Origin of the sequence: Empedobacter sp. UBA6305 (genome assembly GCF_002440405.1) — a bacterium.
GTDB classification, from domain to species: domain Bacteria; phylum Bacteroidota; class Bacteroidia; order Flavobacteriales; family Weeksellaceae; genus Empedobacter; species Empedobacter falsenii_B.
Map to the genome: position 1 here is coordinate 67,585 of NZ_DJTP01000016.1, position 18,437 is coordinate 86,021.

An 18,437-nucleotide genomic window follows, 5' to 3' on the forward strand; every position below is an offset into this window, starting at 1 on the left:
CTATTATTTTAAAAAATGATATGCAATAAATGCAACTACATATGCCAAACCTGTCATAAACCCTGTCTGAATCAATGTCCATTTCCAAGAATTTGTTTCGCGTTTTACGATCGCAATTGTACTCATACATTGCATTGCGAATGCATAAAATAACAACAATGAAACTCCTGTAGCGAGGTTATATGCTGGTTCTCCTGTGTTTTGGTTGATCTCATTTTTCATACGATGAAGTAAACGATCTTTTTGACCATTGTCCTCTACATCAACTTCTCCTAAACTGTAAACCGTTGACATTGTTCCGACAAAAACTTCACGCGCAGCGAATGACGAAATCAAACCAATTCCCATCTTCCAATCGTATCCTAATGGCTCTACAACTGGCTCTATAACTGAACCTAATCTACCCAAATAAGAATGTTCTAATTTATAAGAAGCAATTTCATTTGCTAAATCTTCTTCATTCATTTTTGGATGATGAGCAGTTACAATTTCTTCTGCATTTCTGAATTGTTCTCCAGGTCCGAAAGTTCCTAAAACCCAAAGAATAATCGAAATTGCAAATATGATTTTACCCGCATCAACTAAAAATCCTAACGTTTTTTCCCAAACATTAATTCCAACATTTTTCCAATCAGGAAGTTTGTACGTTGGCATTTCTAAAATTAGGTAACTTTTATGTTTTGCTTTAATGATTAAATTCAATAAAATAGCACTTCCTAATGCGCCTAAAACACCTAAAATGTACATCACAAATAACGCCAAAGCTTGGTAACTTAATCCAAAAATATGTTCGTCGGGAATTACTAAAGCAATTAAAACGATGTAAATTGGTAAACGAGCCGAACACGTCATAAAAGGCGTTACAAGTATCGTTAATAGACGCTCTTTGTCATTTTCGATATTACGTGCAGACATGATTGCAGGAACGGCACAGGCAACTCCAGAAATTAACGGAACAACACTTTTTCCGCTTAATCCAAATGGTTTTAACCATCTGTCCATTAAATAAACCACGCGGCTCATGTAGCCCGTTTCTTCCATTATTGAAATGAATATAAACAAAATGGCAATTTGCGGAACGAAAACGGCAATCCCTTCTATACCTGGGATTATTGCACCTCCAATGATTTCGTTGATAGGTCCTTCAGGTATTAAACTAATTGCTTTTTCGTCGATCCAACCAAATAAATCTTCGACCATTGTCATTAATGGTGCAGACCACGCATAAACAGCTTGAAAGATTAATAATAAAATTCCTAAAAAGATGATGTATCCAAAAACTGGATGAATCAATGTTTTATCAATTTTATCGGTTAAGGTTTCATTTCCGTCAAAATTATATGAAATAATATCGTTTAATTTTTCCTCTAAAATTTTATTTCGATCTAAGGCTTCTTTGACTTGTAATCGTTTCGAAACAATAGAATTTTCTTTTTTAATTGTATCTAATTTACTTAGATTTTCTTTCGATTCGAACGGAACTTCTTTCTGTGAAAGATATTGCCAAGCTAAATAATCAGATTTAAGATTAAATTCATTCTTGATTTTTTCTACAATAGAAAGATACTCTTTCGGAATTTCGTAATGACGATTATATGGAGTTGCGTCTTTTGTAAAAGCTTCTACTAATTCATCAATTCCTTCGCTTGTACGCGCGTTTGTTAAGTATATTTTTGTTTGAAGAAAATCTTCTAACTTTTTCAAATCAATATTAAGTCCCTTGCTTTTGATTTCATCTTTCATATTGATGACAAAAATTGCAGGAACGTCTAAATCTCGAACTTGTTGATACAACAAAATCGATCGTTTTAGATTAGATGGCTCACCAATAACAACTGCTAAATTTGGGTAATGACTATTGGTTTTGTCTCCTAAAGTTTTGAATACAATTTCTTCATCCAAAGAACTTGGATAAATTGTATACGTTCCGGGAAAATCTGTAATTTGGAATTTATTTCCATTTCGTTCTATTTTACCTTCGCGCTTTTCTACCGTCACACCAGGATAATTCCCAACTTTTTGACGAAGATTTGTTAATTTATTAAATAACGAAGTTTTACCAACATTTGGGTTACCAATTAAGGCAATTTTATAATGATTCATTATTTTTTTGTTATCAAAATTTTATCGGCTTCGTTTCTTCTTAAAGCTAAAACAGACTTATTAGAGATGATACTGATGCAAATAGGACCACCAAATGGAGCCTTATTTTTTACCAATAAACTTGTTCCAGGAATAAAGCCCATTTCATAAAACTTTGCAGGAATATCTTCGGTACTAAACCCTGTTACAACTGCTTGTTCGCCAATTTTTAAATCTTTTAAAGAATAATTTTCAATCATTTCTACCAATCTATCTATGAATTATCTCAAAGGCAAAGATACTTATTTTTAATTAATCCAAATAGAAGATATGTCATAGTTTTTTTATCTTTCTAATTAAATTTCAATGAATTCAAGTATCTAAATTCAAAATTTTGATTATCTTTGCACTCAATTTTCATTTATAAACATTAATTTATGTACGCAATTGTAGAGATAGCAGGGCTTCAATACAAAGTTGAAAAAGACCAACAATTGTTTGTAAACCGTTTAGCTGGTGAAGCAGGTGACGAAGTAAAATTCGACCGTGTTTTATTAACAGATAACGGAGCAATCACTGTCGGCGCCCCAGTTATAGACGGAGTTACCGTAGTAGCTAAAATCGTTGAACACGTGAAAGGAGACAAAGTAATCGTTTTCAAAAAGAAAAGAAGAAAAGGTTACCAAAAGTCTAACGGTCATCGTCAACAATTCACTAAAATTGAAGTAGCTTCAATCGGTTAAGATTGAGCTGAGATTAATTATTAACTCTTAAAAACAAAACGAAATGGCACATAAGAAAGGGGTCGGAAGTTCGAAAAATGGTCGTGAATCACATTCGAAACGTTTAGGTGTTAAAATTTTTGGTGGACAAGCAGCAATCGCTGGTAACATTATTGTTCGTCAAAGAGGTACTCAACATCATCCTGGTGATAATGTAGGAATCGGTAAAGATCACACATTATTCGCTTTAATTGACGGAAAAGTAGTTTTCACTAAAAAACGTAACGATAGATCTTACGTTTCAGTTGAACCATTATCTTAATTGATAATTCGACAGCGAAAATGCTAACAATATAAAAGCTCGAACTTATTACTTCGAGCTTTTTTTATGATTTTTATTCTTCTAAGTCTACAGCTCCTTTAGAGTATACTTCATCAGAATTTAAGTTTATGTTGAATCCTTTTTCAATTAACTTATCTCGAATTAATTTCCTTTTTCCCCAAGGATCAATAGATTGGATAATTCTTTTTTTATCAAAATAAAATGAATAATACAATGGATTACTCGTACCATGTTTACATTGGAAGGTATTTTCGTTTAAATTTAATTTCTTAGAATTTATTGGTTTTAAAAATTTATACCTTTTAAAATTAATGTCAGCAGAATCTATAATAGCAATTGTATAGTTTTTATACTCATATTGTTGAGTTTTCTCATTTGTGTTACAAGATCCTAAGTATGCCATAAAAGTAATTCCAACTCCAAATTCAGCATTATTAAAAAAAACTTTTCTATCAGGACTTTTTAATTTATCAAAACCTAGAATTAAATAAGAATTATTAGGATTAATACGTTCATTATGTTTTTCTCCTAATTCAATAAAAGTATCAACTGTTTTTTTTAGTTGTTTGCTCTTATAAGTAGAATTGAATGTTGATGAACATGAACAAAAAAATAGAATAAATGAAAGTAAAAAGTATTTCATAAGTGGTTAATTAATAGAACTAAATTACAACTTATTTCAACTAAAAAAGCATCCAATTTCTTGAATGCTTTTTGATTTTATTATTTTGAAGAGAAGCTGAAATGAAATCAGCTTGACACGTTTTGTTTTGATAATTCGTTAAGTCATCTGAACTCGTTTAAGGATCACATTTTTTAATTAGCGAATTATCTCATTAACCTATTCTTCTTCCGTTTCAACTCCCCAACCTTGTGCAGTTAATGGAACCATTTGCTCACTTCCACGAGTAATCAAATAGTTTTCTTCGTTTTTACCAGTTACATGACCAATTACCGTTAAATGTGGATTTCCTTTGATTTTTTCAAAATCTTTTTGATCAATTGTAAACAATAATTCGTAATCTTCTCCACCGCTTAAAGCACATGTGATTGGATTGATTTTGAATTCTTCGGCTGTGCGAATAACAACAGAATCTAACGGGATTTTTTCTTCGTATATATTAATTCCAACACCACTTTCTTTTGAGATATGAATAATTTCAGAAGATAATCCGTCCGAAATATCAATCATAGAAGTTGGTTTAACTTTCAACTCTTTCAAAAGATTGATAATATCCAAACGCGCTTCAGGTTTTAATTGACGTTCAATTAAATATGAATAATTTTCGAAATCTGGTTGATTATTAGGATTCACTTTTGAAACTTGCGCTTCGCGTTCCAAAACTTGCAAACCAAGAAAAGAAGCACCTAAATCTCCAGAAAGAACAACCAAATCATTTTCCTTCGCACCATTTCTATAAGTCAAATCTTTTTCTGGAGCCGAGCCAATTGCAGTCATACTCAAAACAAGTCCGCTAACAGAAGAAGTTGTATCGCCTCCCACAATATCGATATTGTATTTATCGCAAGCGTATTTCATTCCGTTGTAAATTTCGTCCACAGCTTCTATCGTAAAACGATTCGAAATTGCCATCGAAATCAACAATTGTTTTGGAATAGCATTCATCGCCAAAATATCACTAATTGCCGTCACAACCGCTTTGTACCCCAAGTGACGTAAAGGCATATACGACCAGCTAAAATTTACGCCTTCTACTAACATATCAGTAGAAACCACAATTTTCTCTTTTTTATAATCAAGAACAGCCGCATCGTCACCAATTCCTTTGATAGAACTTTCTAATTTGATTGGAAAACCTTCTTTGATTTGGTTAATTAAACCAAATTCTCCAATTTCGGCTAAACTTGTTTTTGAAACGTTTTTATCTTCTAACATGATTTTATTTTTGAGTAAAGATTGAAGGATCTATATTTTCTGAACGAAAAGGTAAATTGATAATGTCCTGTTTCGACATTGTTTTGACGGTTTGTCCTTCAAATGATTTTTTAATATTTTCTAACATTTCTGTTGGTGGTGCTTGCATTTTTCTTTTCGACATCGAAAACCAAACACCTGTCAATTCAGAATGGCAAAGATGTACACCATCTTGGTTATATAAATTATGAATAAATTGATAAATCATTCCATCTTCCGACATTCCACCAATTTCTACCGAAATATAAATTTCTTCACCTTCCATAGCTTCCTTAAAAAAAGAAAATTGTTCGTGCAAAATAGCTGGTCCAATTCCATATTCCTCCAAATTTTTCATCGAAATGCCATAATCTCTCAAAAAAGCAATACGTGCAAAACTTGTAAAATTCATATACGAAGCGTTCGCTAAATGGCGATTAGCATCCAAATCTGACCATCGAATAATGGTTTTTTGAAAATATTTATTATTCATGAATTGAAAAATTATTTAAGGTACAAAGTTACGGATTACTATTTATACGAAAATGATAATATTTTTAATCATCGTAAATAATAAAAAACAATAAGATTTAACATCAAATTAAAATATAGATATTTAATAATTTGTATCTTTAAAAAGCTATTAAACAGACAGATTATGAAAAAAATATTATTTCCAACAGATTTTTCAGAAACAGCAAATAATGCGTTTTTGTATGCGTTAAATTTAGCCGAAAATCAAAATGCAGAATTATATGTTTTGCATGCTTTTCAGTATCCAATGGTAAGTGGAGGAATCGATGCTGGTATTTTGCAAGATGTTTATAATACAATTGAATTAAATAATTTCGAGAATTTAAAAGATCATATTCCGTTCTTGAGAAAAATGGCTGAGGATAATGGTTTTGCAAATGTTGATTTGAAATTTTTCGTAAAAGAAGGAATGCTTTCGTTTGTATTGCCAACATTTATCGAAGATGAAAAAGTGGATTTTGTAGTAATGGGAACGACTGGAAATACAGGATTTGATAAAGTCCTTTTTGGTTCGAATACGATGAATGCAATAAAACATCTTAAAATTCCGGTATTGAGCGTGCCAAATGGTTACGAATTCAAAGGAATAAATAATATTGGATTTACGACAATTTTCCAAGATAAAGACCGCAAAGCCTTAGATTATTTAACCGAAATTGCTTATCGCTATAAAGCAAAAGTGCATTGCTTACACGTTTCGAAAGATGGAAATTACGATATTCCGACGCTTAATCATTGGAAAGAATATTATAAAGATGAACCTGTAGATTTTTTTATTTATACTGCGGATGAATCTGTAGATGCAGTTTTGGAATTTATTAAAGAAGAAAAAATTGATTTGTTGACAGTAGTTAGCCGTAACAAAGGCTTCTTCGAGAAATTATTTTCACCAAGTTTTACAAAGAAAATTTTGACACAACACAACGTGCCTTTGTTTGTTTTCCACGAATAAGATAATTTATACTGAATATACAAAAAGCTTAATCTGTAGAAATAGATTGAGCTTTTTTCGTGTTGAAATAAAATTATTCGTAACTTTTGAGTACAAAACACGAAAAGATGAAAAAAATATTGTTCCCGACAGATTTCTCAGAAACAGCTAATAACGCCTTTTTATATGCACTAAATCTTGCAAAAAGTATCGATGCACAAGTTTATGTGTTGCATGTTTACGAATTGCCAATGATTACAGGAAGTTTGAGTGCTGGATTGATTCAGAATGTATATGAAACGGTAGAATTAGGAAGTTTTGACAACTTCAAAGATAATATTCCGCAATTAAGACAAATAGCTGTTGAAAATGATTTGAATGAAATTCCAATCAAATTTATCTTAGAAGAAGGAAATTTCTTATATATTTTACGTGAAATTATTGGAGAAGAAAGCGTTGATTTTGTAGTGATGGGAACAGACGGAAATTCAGGAATAGAAAAAATGCTTTTCGGTTCGAATACGATAAATGCGATTACGTCGATGAAAGTTCCAATTCTTAGTATTCCGCATGGAATGTCTTTCAAAGGATTTAAGAATATTGGTTTTACTACTGTTTTTGATCAAAAAGATAAAGATGCATTGAAGTATTTGATCGAAATTGCAAATCGTCATCATGCAAAAATTCATTGCATGCACGTTTCGAAAGACGGAAAATTTAATCAACAAGCGATGAAAGATTGGCAAGATCAGTTTGCTGGAGATCCAATTGTATTTGAAGTTTATCATGATGCAGATCCTGTAAATGCGGTGTTGGATTTTATCAAGGAAAAACAAATAGATTTGTTGACGGTTGTAAGCCGCAATAAAGGGTTTTTTGATAAGATTTTTTCACCAGGATTTACAAAGAAAATTGCAAATAAAAATATTACACCTTTGTTCGTTTTTCATGAACAAAAAGTTTAGAAGGAGATGTGAAAACATTTCCTTTTTTTATCAAAAATTCTGTTAAAAATAAAACTTTACCTTTGTCTCGTGAAAAGAATAGCCATAGTAGGAGGTGGTGCCGCAGGATATTTTGTTGCTGCAAACCTTGGAAAAACTGTAGGACAACAAACTATATTGTTTGAACAAGCAAATTTACCGCTTCAAAAAGTACGCATTTCGGGCGGAGGAAGATGTAATGTTACGCATGCATGTTTTGATCCGCTTGATTTGGTCGAGTTTTATCCGCGTGGAAGAAAGGAATTATTAAGTGTTTTTTACACGTTTCAACCGGGTGATACAATGGCTTGGTTTGATGAGCGCGGAGTAGAATTGAAAATAGAAGACGATAACCGTATTTTTCCAGTTAGCGATTCTTCACTTTCGATTATAGAGGCTTTGACAAAAGCGGTTGATAAAAATAAAGTTCAGCTTAATTTCTCAGACGGTGTGCAAGAAATTAATAAAGTTGATGGTGGTTATGAATTGATAACAAAATCAGGAAAACATTTTTTCGAAACGGTGATTGTGACAACAGGAAGTACGCCTAAATTTTGGAAAAGTTTGAAAAATATAGGTTTGAAAATCGTTCAACCAGTTCCTTCTTTATTCACGTTTAATTGCAAAGATCCTCGAATTGAAGGATTGATGGGAATTTCTTTCGATAATGCTGAAGTCAAAATCAATCAACAAAAATTAGAAGAAGAAGGTCCGTTACTAATTACGCATTGGGGATTTAGTGGACCAGCGATTTTGAGATTATCGGCTTGGGGTGCTTTAAAATTGAATGAAAGCAATTATAAATTCGAAACTGAAATCAATTTTGTAAATCAATCTAAAGACGAAATCATTTCATTTTTGAATGATAAAAAACAAGTTGATGCTAAGAAAAATGTGCATAAAAATAATCCATTCGATTTTCCGAAGCGTTTTTGGTTTAGTATTCTGAGCTATTGTAATATAGATGAAAACAAGGTTTATGCAGATTTATCGAAAAAACACATCGAAGCAATTGCAATAGAATTGACGCAAGGAAAATACCAAATTAATGGAAAAAGTACGTTCAAAGATGAGTTTGTAACGGCAGGCGGTGTCGATTTGAAAGAAATTGATTTTCATTCGATGCAAGCAAAAAAAATCCCACAATTGTTTATGGCTGGAGAGGTTTTAAATATTGATGCTATAACAGGTGGATTCAATTTTCAGGCATGTTGGTCTGAAGGTTATATTATATCTGAAAAAATCAAAGAAATTTATCAATAGTGTATATTTTACACGAATGTTATTCTGGCTGAAAGCCTTAATAGTAAAGATTTTTTCAAAATTTATTATGTTAACATAACGTTATTATAAAATTATGTTATTTTTGTTTAAAGGAATTATTAAAAACGAACAAAAAATATGAAGAAAATTTTCTTAACCTTAGCATTAATCGGCTTATCTTCTTCTGCATTTGCAGGTGGATACCGAGTTGCTTTACAAGGAGTTCGCCAAGCAGCATTGGGGGGAACTTCCGCAACACAAACTCACGATGCGAGTGTTGCGTTTTATAATCCTGCAGGTTTAGCTTTTGTTGATAGTAAATTGAGTATTGCTGTCGGAGGTTTTGGTGTAAAAACTGACGTAAAATGGCAAGATCCAATGACGTTACAAAAAGCAGAAACAGATAGTAAATTAGGAACACCAATGTATTTGGCAGTTAGTTACAAGCCTGTAGATGATTTAGCAATTGGATTGAGTGTTACGACGCCTTTTGGTAGTTCGGTTACGTGGCCAGAAGATTGGCAAAACAAAGCAAATATTACACATATTGACTTGAAAGCATTCAATATTCAGCCAACGGTTGCATATCGTTTTTCTGACTGGTTTAGTTTGGGTGTAGGTTTCATTTATACACACGGAACAGCTAAATTAGAGAAAGTACAAACAGTTGCTGGAAATGATATTAAACTTAAATTAGAGGATAAAGATGCCCATGGTTTAGGATTTAATGTTGGAGCAATGTTCAAGCCAACAGATAAATTTGGAGTTGGAATTGCGTACCGTTCTAATGTAGATGTTTCTGCAAACAAAGGTGATGTTACATGGTCGAATGTTCCTTCTGGAATTGCATCTAATGTACCTTTTAATACAGATAAATGGAATACAACTTTACCATTACCATCAGAGTTTACATTTGGGATGTCATACAAAGTTTTACCACAATTAGAACTTTTTGGAGATGTAGTTTGGCAAAACTGGACACGTTACAAAAGTTTAGATATCAATTTATATAATGATGCTTCTAATACTTTCTACACATCATCTTCTACGAAAAACTGGAAAGACAATACATTATTCCGTTTTGGAGCTGAGTATACTTTCAGCGAGATGATTGTTGGACGTGTTGGTTATTATCACGATAAATCACCAGTGCCATCAGCTTATTGGTCATCAGAAACACCAAGTTCTAACTTAAATTCAGTTTCAGCTGGATTAGGATTTAGATTCGAGTCAGGATTTAATGTTGATTTATTTGGATCATATGTAAAAGGAGACGAAAGACATATTGATAATATTCAACAAAACTTCTCTGGAGATGTTAAAATGCGTGCTATAAACTTTGGTTTAGGCGTATCGTACAACTTAAAATAAGACAAAAATGAAACACTTAAATAAAATAGTATTAGTTGCATTAGCTGCTACGATGTTTAACTGTAGCGAAGATTTCGAACATCCAATTGAAGATATTCAAGTTTCTGCTGGTGAAGCAAACTTTTCTACATATATCGCATTAGGAAACTCGTTAACTTCTGGTTATAGAGATAATGCATTGTACAAATCTGGACAAGAAAATTCTTACCCAAACATGTTAGCTGGATTGATGAAAGCTGCAGGAGGAGGAGAATTTAAAATTCCATATATGTCAAATGATACAGGTGGATTTACTGATTTACCAGGTTTTCCAGGTAAATTGAATTTACAAATTGTAAATGGAGCTTTAACACCAGTTCCAAGTGCTGCGGGTGGAGCTTTAGATATCTTAGCAGATAAAGGAAAGTTTCAAAATATGGGAGTTCCAGGTGCTAAGTCTTATCATTTAGTTGCGCCAGGTTATGGAAATCCAGCAGGCTTAAAAACTGATCCAGCAACAGCGAATCCTTATTTTGTACGTTTTGCAAGTGGTGCGACAACTTCTGTAGTTGCAGATGCAGTTGCTCAAAAGCCAACATTTTTCTCTTATTGGATTGGGAACAATGATGTATTAGGTTATGCAACATCTGGAGGAGTTGGAGTAGATCATAATGAAACAAATAATGTTGATCCAAGAACTTATGGAAGTAATGATATTTCTAATGTAAATGTGGTAAAATCTACAATTAATGATGGATTAAAAGCATTAACATCGGTAGGAGCAAAAGGAGTTATTGCAAATATTCCTTCTGTAACATCTATTCCATATTTTACAACGGTTCCATACGCACCTTTATCACCAGCAAATCCAAGTTTTGCACCAATGATTGATGAATTGAATGCAACTTATGCAGGATTAAATCAAGTATTTGATGCAGTTGGTGCTTCAGAAAGAAAAATTTCTTTTTCTAAGACTGCTGCAAGTGCTGTAGTAATTAAAGATAAAGATTTAGCGGATTTATCAACAACGATTACTGCTGCATTAATTAAAGCAGGATATGATACTGGTACTGCAACTTTGTTTGGAATTACTTATGGACAAGCTCGTCAAGCAACAGCAAAAGATTTATTGGTTTTGACTTCTTCATCTGTAATTGGAAAAGTTGACACAAATAGAGTTGCAGAATTAATGAAGTTAGGGTTAACTCAAGAGAAAGCTGGTAAATTATCAGTAGTAGGTGTTAGTTATCCAATGACAGATAATTATGTATTAACAGCAAAAGAAACTGCGAAAGCAGAAGCAGCTGTAGTTAAATACAATGCAGCAATTGCGGAGTTAGCAACTGCTTATAATTTAGCTTTAGTTGATGCATATTCTGAAATGAAAAAATTAAGTTCTCAATCAGGGATTAAATATTACGGACAAACATATACAACAACTTTCGTTTCTGGTGGAGCGTTCTCATTAGATGGAGTTCACTTAACTGGAACTGGATATGCAATTGTCGCAAATATGTTTGCTGATGCAATCAACCAAAAATATCATTCAACTTTAAGACACGTTTACCCAGGAAATTATCCAGGTATTGCAATTCCTTAATTGAATGTTTAGATAACAAAAAAATCCGCTCATCGAGCGGATTTTTTATTATTTATGTTTTTTGAAATGATTATTTCAATTCTTCATTTCGCATAAATTCTTCTGCTTTTTCGACCATATTTTTCGATCCGCAAAAGAAAGGAATACGTTGGTGTAATTCTGTAGGTTCAATATCCATAATGCGTTGGAAACCGTCAGAAGCTTTTCCTCCTGCTTGTTCCGCGATAAAAGCCATCGGGTTGCATTCGTACAATAAACGTAATTTTCCGTTCGGATTATTTGTTCCAGAAGGATAAATATAAATTCCTCCTTTCAGCATGTTTCGGTGAAAATCTGAGCATAAAGAACCAATGTAACGAGAAGTGTACGGACGATCTTCCTCATCTGCCTGACAGTATTTGATGTAATTTTTAACCCCTTGAGGGAATTTTACATAATTACCTTCGTTAACTGAATAAATGTGTCCATCTTCTGGAATACACATATTTGGATGAGATAAATAGAACGTTCCGATTCCTGGGTTCAATGTAAATCCATTTACACCATTTCCTGTTGTATAAACTAACATTGTCGATGTTCCATAAATTACATATCCCGCAGCAACTTGCTTATTTCCTGGTTGTAAGAAATCTGCTTTTGTAACAGGTGTTCCAGGTTCAGAAACACGGTGGTAGATTGAGAAAATTGTTCCAACAGAAACATTTACGTCGATGTTTGATGAGCCATCAAGTGGATCAATCAACACAACATATTTACTGTTTTTTGAATTTTTTGAAGGTTGAATCGCGATAAAATCTTCGTTTTCTTCCGAAGCAATACCACAAACAACTTCGCGTTGCGACAACGTTTCGATAAACGTATCGTTTGCGAAAACATCTAATTTTTGTTGTTTTTCTCCTTGGACATTTTCATTTCCGAATTCGCCTAAGATATTTACAAGTCCTGCTTTGTTTACTTTATAATTAACAACTTTTGTAGCTAATTTAATAGAACTCAGTAATCTAGATAATTCTCCGGATGAGTAAATAAAATCTGCTTGATTTTCTATGATAAACTCTCCAAGAGTTTGATGAGAATTAGTATTCATAATTATGTTTTGCTGGTCAAATATCGGAATAATAACTCAATTTTATATCATTTCAAACGTTTGAAATTAATCTAAATACGTGAAAATCATCATTCAAATTTATTTTTTATTTTAATTAAAATCGGTCAACATATAAAGTGTAGTTTGGTTATATTTGCAAGTTAAATATTTACAAAAAAAAGTTTTTATAGAAATGAAAGTTTTCAAATTCGGTGGTGCTTCGGTGAAAGATGCAGCCGGCGTTAGAAATGTTGCGAGTTTATTGCAATCTGTTGGTTACGAAAATACATGTATCATTGTTTCTGCTATGGGCAAGACAACAAATGCATTGGAAGAGGTAGTCAAACGCTATTTTGAAAAACAAGATTTCGAAAAAACAATTAACGAAGTAAAAGAACAGCACATTGCTTTAGCGACAGAATTATTTGATAATCCAGCTGAGGTTTCTAACGAAATTTCGCAATTTTTTGATGATATTGTTTCGTTTTTAAGACGTAACAAATCACCAAATTATAGCTATGTGTATGATCAAGTGGTTTGTTGTGGAGAATTAATTTCGACAAAAATCATCAGTATGTATCTTAATTCGATACAAATTAATAACGAATGGTTAGATGTTCGCGATTATATCAAAACAGATAATACATATCGTGAAGGAAAAGTAAATTGGGCATTAACAGAAGAAAGTATTAAACGTTTACCAAACACAGGTTTGTTTATTACCCAAGGTTTCTTAGGTTCTGATCCTAACTTTTTCACAACAACTTTAGGGCGTGAAGGTTCAGATTATTCTGCGGCGATTTTTGCTTATTGTTTAAATGCGGATAACATGACGATTTGGAAAGATGTTCCTGGAGTTTTGAATGCTGATCCACGTTATTTTGATAATGCTGAGCTGTTAAATCATATTTCATATGAAGAAGCAATAGAGTTGGCGTATTATGGTGCATCTGTTATTCACCCGAAAACGTTACAGCCGCTTCAACAAAAAGAAATTCCTTTCTTCGTAAAATCATTTATTAATCCTACAGAAGCAGGAACAGAGGTAGCGAAAGGTCAACCATTAGATCCAAAAGTACCTTGTTTTATCCTAAAAAGAGAGCAACATTTGATTCGTTTATCAAGTAAAGATTTCTCTTTTATTACAGAAGATAAATTGAGCGGAATTTTCAATAAACTATATGATTATCAAATCAAAGTAAATTTGATGCAAAATTCAGCAATTTCATTATCTTTATGTTTGGAGGATAAATATGACAACTTAGAAAAGTTTGTTGCAGATATGAACGAAGAGTATAAAGTGCAGGAAGAAAACAATGTTTTATTGTACACAATTCGCCATTTCGATGCAGATTCTGACAAAGTTGTTTCAAAAGAAAAAGAATTATTGCGACAAACAGTGCGCGAAACATTACAAATAGTTGTTAAAGCTTAAATGAGTTTAATCACGACACAAGATATCTATTCAGCTTCGGGTCTTTCTAAAATTGGTGTTTTAGGAAAACCTGTGGCTTGGGCATTGAAAAAAATTTTCAGTATAGATCAGTTAAACGATTTGTACAATCGTGGAAAGCATTTGCAATGCGAACCTTTTTTGGATTATTTGATTGATGATTTGGGAATGGATTACGAAATCCATGAAGAAGATTTAAAACGTATTCCAAAAGAAGGACCTTTTATTATTATTTCTAATCATCCGCTTGGAGCGTTGGATGGAATTATTTTGATGCATTTTATGTCAAAAATTCGTCCTGATTTCAAGGTAATGGGTAATTTTTTATTGCAAAAAATTAAACCATTAGAACCTATGATTATTCCAGTTAATCCTTTCGAAACACGTAAAGATGCATACAGTAGCCTTTCAGGAATGCGCGATGCATTAAAATTGTTAAGAGCTGGAGGTTGTTTAGGGATTTTTCCTGCGGGAGAAGTTTCTTATCGAGATGACGAAAGTAGAATTATTGACAGAGAATGGCAAGAATCAGCGATGAAGTTGATCAAAAAAGCGAAAGTTCCTGTTGTTCCAATGTTTTTTAGAGCGCGAAATAGTAATATTTTTTACCGTGTAGCGAAGATTCATCCAGATTTTCAAACGGCAATGTTGCCAGCTGAAATGATGAAGAAAAGAACACGACCAATTCAGATTCGTATTGGAAAACCAATTTTACAAAAACAACAAGACGAGCATGTGTCTATAGAAGATTATTCTGAGTTTTTGAGAAAGAAAACATACATGCTTTCGTCTTATTACAAACAAAAAAGAAGTTTAACTCAAGTATTGAAAAACCCTTCGAATATTGAGTTGAAAATGCCGAATTTACCAAGCTTATCTTCTTCTAGTAAAAAGGTTAAGCCGATTATTTCGGAAACAGCTTTAGACTTATTAATTCAAGATATTGAAACTTTACGAAAAGATGAACAAGCATTATTGTTTACAAATAATAATTACGAATGTTTCTTTTCTACAGCTCAACAAATTCCAAATATATTAAGGGAAATTGGTCGTTTACGCGAGATAACATTCCGTGCGATAGGTGAAGGTACAAATGATGAAATTGACCTTGATCGATTTGATAATCATTATCACCATTTATTTTTGTGGGATAAGGATACGAATAAAATTGTTGGAGCATATCGTATGGCGATTGGTTCGGAAGTGTATGAAAAATATGGAATTAATGGATTTTATGTTCATGAATTATTCAATTTTGATCCAGAAATTCATCCATTTTTCAAGAAATGTATCGAAATGGGACGTGCTTTCGTTTCAGCTGAATATCAACAAAAGCCGATGCCATTGTTCTTATTATGGAGAGGAATTGTGCATGTAACGTTGAGAAATCCAAATCAGAAATTTATTATTGGAGGAGTGAGTATTAGTAATCAGTTTTCTGATTTCTCAAAATCTTTGATGATCGAATTTATGAAATCTCATTATTACGATTCTACTGTAGCGCAGTATGTGAGAGCAAAAAATGAGTTTAAGGTTAAGCTGAAAGAGGAAGATAAAGAATTTATTTTCGATGAATCTGAAGCTGATTTGAATAAATTTGATAAGTTAATTGATGAGCTTGAGCCAAATATGTTGAGATTACCTGTTTTGATTAAGAAATACATCAAACAAAACGCAAAAGTGATTGCTTTCAATGTTGATCCAAAATTTAATGATGCAATTGATGGCTTAATGTATATTAGAGTTTCTGATATTCCAGAATCTACTGTTCGCCCTGTTTTAGAGGATATTCAAGCAGAACTTGATAAAAAAATACAATCAGGAAAATTTGACGGAAATCTACTTTAAGATTCATGATGAATTTATAACATAAAAAATGCGCTCAACCTAGTTGAGCGCATTTATATTTTAGCTTCGCTATAAATTATTTAGCAACTGCTGTAGAATCAGCTACTGGAGCAACTGCTGTAGAATCAGTTGGAGCAACTGCTGTAGAATCAACTGCTGTAGAATCGTTAGCTGCTGTAGCTAAAGAATCAACTGCTGGTGCTTCTTCTACTGGTGCTTCTTCAGTTTTCTCTCCACAAGATACTGCTCCTAATGATAAAGCTGCTACTGCAACTACTGCGAAAAATTTTTTCATCTTTTTAAATTTTAATCGATTAATTTGATATGTCAAAGTTAGAATGATTTTGACCTGATATAATAAAAAATGATTGTAATTATTTTGTAAAACATTTTTTATTTTACAAAATATAGAATTACAATTATTTAAACGTTTATATTTTCCGAAATTATAAAATTTATAAGACAAAAAAATCCTCAAATTCTATAATTTTGAGGATGATTTTTGACTTATTACAAGTGTTTATTTTAAAACTTGTGCTTCTAATTTGAATTTTTCGATTTTATTTGAAATTAAATCCAATCTCAAATTATGAATACTTCCGATATGCGAAGTCTGAAATTCTTTGTGTGGTATATATGTTCCATTTTCTACAGATAAACCAACTTCTTTGTAAGCATCACGGAAAGGTGTTCCATTCTTAATCGCTTCATTAATATTTTCAACGGTATAAATCGGATCATATTTATCCTGATTCATATAGTTATCTTTAATCTGAAGTTGAGGAATCGCAAATGTTAAGATGTCAATAATATTATCAAATTGCATCATTGGTTCGAATAATATTTCTTTCAATATTTGATAATCACGGTGATATCCACTTGGAAGATTATTGATCGTCATCATAATATCATTCGGCAACGCCTGAATTCTATTGCAATGCGCACGAGTTAACTCAAACACATCTGGGTTTTTCTTGTGCGGCATAATCGATGAACCTGTTGTCATTTCGTTTGGCAACTTCACAAAAGCTAAATCTTGTGAATTGTATAAAACCAAATCGTACGACATTTTAGACAACGTTCCACAAATCATTGCCAAAGCTGTTGCGACAGATTTTTCTGTTTTTCCACGAAGCATTTGTGCACCAACAGAAGAAACTAAGATTTCTGAAAAACCTAATTCTTGTGTTGTTTGCAAACGATCAATTGGGAAACTTGTTCCGAAACCTGCACCAGAACCCAAAGGATTTTGATCAGAAATTTTATATGCAGCCTCAAAAAAGTATAAATCCGTCAACAAACTTTCTGCATATGCCGAAAACCACATTCCAAAACTACTTGGCATTGCCGCCTGAAAATGTGTGTATCCTGGTAATTGATGATTCTTGAATTCGTCTGCTTTTTGTAAGAAAATCTCAATTAAATTGACAATTTTTTCAGTTGTATGTTTTAAATACTCTTTCTTAAAAAGTTGAATTGCAACCAAAACTTGATCATTTCGAGAACGTGCAACGTGAATTTTTTTTCCAGCATCGCCAGTTTTTTCAATTAAATAAGCTTCAATTTTTGAATGTATATCTTCGAAATTTTCGTCGACTTCGAAATTATTTTCCGCAATCAGAACCAAAACTTCATCCAAAGCAATTTGCAACGCATCATTTTCTTCATTGGTAATCAAACCTGTTTTTGCCAGCATATTTGCCTGCGCTTTCGACGCTAATGCATCGTATTTCGCAAGATGAGCATCTAATTCTCTGTCTTTTCCAACAGTAAATTTTTCGATTTTATCATTAATGGTAAAACCTTTATCCCAAAGTTTCATATCTATAATAATGAATTAAGGGCGCAAAGTTAGTAAAAAGTTGCATAATATCTCATTAAACTTGTATAATTATTAATAATCATAAATATTTATTCATATTGAATATTTTTGATTGTTTTTTGAGAATGTTTAGACGATTGATAGCATTTTGAAAGATTGATTATTGAATGTTTATTAATATTTCGAAATAATTCAATTTCGTAAAAAAATGACCCAAAAATTATGGAGTTGATATTTTAAGAACCTTTTAATTTTTAACTTCTATTTATTTACGTTTAAAACATTGTTAAAGTGAAATTTAGACCTTTTTTATAATAATTCTAAATTATTGAAATATAACTAAAATATATCATTCTTTGATGAAAAATCTTTACTATAAACGTAATTTTGTGTACCAATTTATAGCTAAACGCGTATTTGTTTAGATGATTGTTAATGTAAGTTTTAGAATAAAACTCTGACTCAAATGCTTATGAGTGTTGAGTTTGTGTGAGTTAAATTATT

17 protein-coding genes are annotated in these 18,437 nt (G+C 32.2%); 9 read left to right on the forward strand and 8 right to left on the reverse strand.

Annotation, left to right across the window (positions count from 1 at the left end):
• Positions 1-3 precede the first annotated feature (3 nt).
• A complete protein-coding gene (gene feoB, locus B3M86_RS03985) occupies positions 4-2,103 on the reverse strand; it encodes a ferrous iron transport protein B (RefSeq protein ID WP_114998324.1) in 2,100 nt (699 codons plus the stop codon).
• Positions 2,103-2,342, reverse strand: a complete 240-nt coding sequence (locus B3M86_RS03990; RefSeq protein ID WP_114998322.1) for a FeoA family protein — start codon at positions 2,340-2,342, stop codon at positions 2,103-2,105. Before B3M86_RS03990 ends, feoB begins: the two co-directional genes overlap by 1 nt.
• A gap of 177 nt (positions 2,343-2,519) precedes the next feature.
• On the opposite strand from B3M86_RS03990, the gene rplU reads away from it, so the two are divergent.
• Together rplU and rpmA are read left to right on the forward strand one after the other, a co-directional pair.
• The gene (gene rplU / locus B3M86_RS03995) at positions 2,520-2,825 is read left to right on the forward strand and encodes a 50S ribosomal protein L21 (protein WP_019975660.1); all 306 of its coding nucleotides are present in this window, start codon (positions 2,520-2,522) and stop codon (positions 2,823-2,825) included.
• 43 nt (positions 2,826-2,868) lie between these two features.
• The gene (gene rpmA, locus B3M86_RS04000) at positions 2,869-3,126 is read left to right on the forward strand and encodes a 50S ribosomal protein L27 (RefSeq protein ID WP_038334883.1); all 258 of its coding nucleotides are present in this window, start codon (positions 2,869-2,871) and stop codon (positions 3,124-3,126) included.
• Between the two features lie 73 nt (positions 3,127-3,199).
• Here rpmA and B3M86_RS04005 read toward each other — a convergent pair whose 3' ends face one another.
• The 3 genes from B3M86_RS04005 to B3M86_RS04015 form a co-directional block, all read right to left on the reverse strand.
• Positions 3,200-3,790: a hypothetical protein gene (locus B3M86_RS04005; protein WP_291075449.1), complete on the reverse strand. Its 591-nt coding sequence runs from the start codon at positions 3,788-3,790 to the stop codon at positions 3,200-3,202.
• A 198-nt stretch (positions 3,791-3,988) separates the two neighbouring features.
• Positions 3,989-5,044 carry a thiamine-phosphate kinase gene (gene thiL / locus B3M86_RS04010; RefSeq protein ID WP_125349928.1) on the reverse strand — a complete coding sequence of 352 codons (1,056 nt, stop codon included), beginning with the start codon at positions 5,042-5,044 and terminating at the stop codon, positions 3,989-3,991.
• 4 nt (positions 5,045-5,048) lie between these two features.
• A complete protein-coding gene (locus B3M86_RS04015) occupies positions 5,049-5,555 on the reverse strand; it encodes an acyl-CoA thioesterase (protein ID WP_114998316.1) in 507 nt (168 codons plus the stop codon).
• A 165-nt stretch (positions 5,556-5,720) separates the two neighbouring features.
• On the opposite strand from B3M86_RS04015, the gene B3M86_RS04020 reads away from it, so the two are divergent.
• The 5 genes from B3M86_RS04020 to B3M86_RS04040 all read left to right on the forward strand — a co-directional run bounded on the left by B3M86_RS04020 (position 5,721) and on the right by B3M86_RS04040 (position 11,723).
• Positions 5,721-6,548 (forward strand): universal stress protein, encoded by an 828-nt coding sequence (locus B3M86_RS04020; protein WP_114998314.1) that lies wholly within the window; start codon positions 5,721-5,723, stop codon positions 6,546-6,548.
• Positions 6,549-6,655: 107 nt separating this feature from the next.
• Positions 6,656-7,492: a universal stress protein gene (locus B3M86_RS04025; RefSeq protein ID WP_291046264.1), complete on the forward strand. Its 837-nt coding sequence runs from the start codon at positions 6,656-6,658 to the stop codon at positions 7,490-7,492.
• Positions 7,493-7,561: 69 nt separating this feature from the next.
• On the forward strand, positions 7,562-8,773 hold the full coding sequence (locus B3M86_RS04030; protein ID WP_286495449.1) for an NAD(P)/FAD-dependent oxidoreductase: 1,212 nt from the start codon (positions 7,562-7,564) through the stop codon (positions 8,771-8,773).
• Between the two features lie 138 nt (positions 8,774-8,911).
• Positions 8,912-10,144 carry an OmpP1/FadL family transporter gene (locus tag B3M86_RS04035; RefSeq protein WP_221854422.1) on the forward strand — a complete coding sequence of 411 codons (1,233 nt, stop codon included), beginning with the start codon at positions 8,912-8,914 and terminating at the stop codon, positions 10,142-10,144.
• A 7-nt stretch (positions 10,145-10,151) separates the two neighbouring features.
• Positions 10,152-11,723 carry a G-D-S-L family lipolytic protein gene (locus tag B3M86_RS04040; RefSeq protein WP_286495448.1) on the forward strand — a complete coding sequence of 524 codons (1,572 nt, stop codon included), beginning with the start codon at positions 10,152-10,154 and terminating at the stop codon, positions 11,721-11,723.
• Positions 11,724-11,793: 70 nt separating this feature from the next.
• On the opposite strand, the gene fbp is transcribed toward B3M86_RS04040, so the two are convergent.
• Positions 11,794-12,810, reverse strand: coding sequence for a class 1 fructose-bisphosphatase (gene fbp, locus B3M86_RS04045; RefSeq protein ID WP_114998305.1), 1,017 nt, complete (start codon positions 12,808-12,810; stop codon positions 11,794-11,796).
• 193 nt (positions 12,811-13,003) lie between these two features.
• On the opposite strand from fbp, the gene B3M86_RS04050 reads away from it, so the two are divergent.
• On the forward strand, positions 13,004-14,245 hold the full coding sequence (locus B3M86_RS04050; protein WP_219034269.1) for an aspartate kinase: 1,242 nt from the start codon (positions 13,004-13,006) through the stop codon (positions 14,243-14,245).
• On the forward strand, positions 14,246-16,111 hold the full coding sequence (locus tag B3M86_RS04055; protein ID WP_219034268.1) for a GNAT family N-acyltransferase: 1,866 nt from the start codon (positions 14,246-14,248) through the stop codon (positions 16,109-16,111).
• A 76-nt stretch (positions 16,112-16,187) separates the two neighbouring features.
• Here the strand turns inward: B3M86_RS04055 and B3M86_RS04060 are convergent, their stop codons facing one another.
• Both B3M86_RS04060 and argH read right to left on the reverse strand, forming a co-directional pair.
• Positions 16,188-16,406 (reverse strand): hypothetical protein, encoded by a 219-nt coding sequence (locus B3M86_RS04060; protein WP_219034267.1) that lies wholly within the window; start codon positions 16,404-16,406, stop codon positions 16,188-16,190.
• A 225-nt stretch (positions 16,407-16,631) separates the two neighbouring features.
• Entirely contained in the window at positions 16,632-17,933 is a 1,302-nt protein-coding gene (argH, locus tag B3M86_RS04065; RefSeq protein WP_219034266.1) for an argininosuccinate lyase, read from the reverse strand.
• Positions 17,934-18,437: the final 504 nt, after the last annotated feature.

Bases quoted from the DNA above. Each gene is read 5' to 3' on its own strand.
- feoB (WP_114998324.1), bottom strand. From the start codon at position 2,103: ATGAATCATTATAAAATTGCCTTAATTGGTAACCCAAATGTTGGTAAA.
- B3M86_RS03990 (WP_114998322.1), bottom strand. From the start codon at position 2,342: ATGATTGAAAATTATTCTTTAAAAGATTTAAAAATTGGCGAACAAGCA.
- rplU (WP_019975660.1), top strand. From the start codon at position 2,520: ATGTACGCAATTGTAGAGATAGCAGGGCTTCAATACAAAGTTGAAAAA.
- rpmA (WP_038334883.1), top strand. From the start codon at position 2,869: ATGGCACATAAGAAAGGGGTCGGAAGTTCGAAAAATGGTCGTGAATCA.
- B3M86_RS04005 (WP_291075449.1), bottom strand. From the start codon at position 3,790: ATGAAATACTTTTTACTTTCATTTATTCTATTTTTTTGTTCATGTTCA.
- thiL (WP_125349928.1), bottom strand. From the start codon at position 5,044: ATGTTAGAAGATAAAAACGTTTCAAAAACAAGTTTAGCCGAAATTGGA.
- B3M86_RS04015 (WP_114998316.1), bottom strand. From the start codon at position 5,555: ATGAATAATAAATATTTTCAAAAAACCATTATTCGATGGTCAGATTTG.
- B3M86_RS04020 (WP_114998314.1), top strand. From the start codon at position 5,721: ATGAAAAAAATATTATTTCCAACAGATTTTTCAGAAACAGCAAATAAT.
- B3M86_RS04025 (WP_291046264.1), top strand. From the start codon at position 6,656: ATGAAAAAAATATTGTTCCCGACAGATTTCTCAGAAACAGCTAATAAC.
- B3M86_RS04035 (WP_221854422.1), top strand. From the start codon at position 8,912: ATGAAGAAAATTTTCTTAACCTTAGCATTAATCGGCTTATCTTCTTCT.
- B3M86_RS04040 (WP_286495448.1), top strand. From the start codon at position 10,152: ATGAAACACTTAAATAAAATAGTATTAGTTGCATTAGCTGCTACGATG.
- fbp (WP_114998305.1), bottom strand. From the start codon at position 12,810: ATGAATACTAATTCTCATCAAACTCTTGGAGAGTTTATCATAGAAAAT.
- B3M86_RS04050 (WP_219034269.1), top strand. From the start codon at position 13,004: ATGAAAGTTTTCAAATTCGGTGGTGCTTCGGTGAAAGATGCAGCCGGC.
- B3M86_RS04055 (WP_219034268.1), top strand. From the start codon at position 14,246: ATGAGTTTAATCACGACACAAGATATCTATTCAGCTTCGGGTCTTTCT.
- B3M86_RS04060 (WP_219034267.1), bottom strand. From the start codon at position 16,406: ATGAAAAAATTTTTCGCAGTAGTTGCAGTAGCAGCTTTATCATTAGGA.
- argH (WP_219034266.1), bottom strand. From the start codon at position 17,933: ATGAAACTTTGGGATAAAGGTTTTACCATTAATGATAAAATCGAAAAA.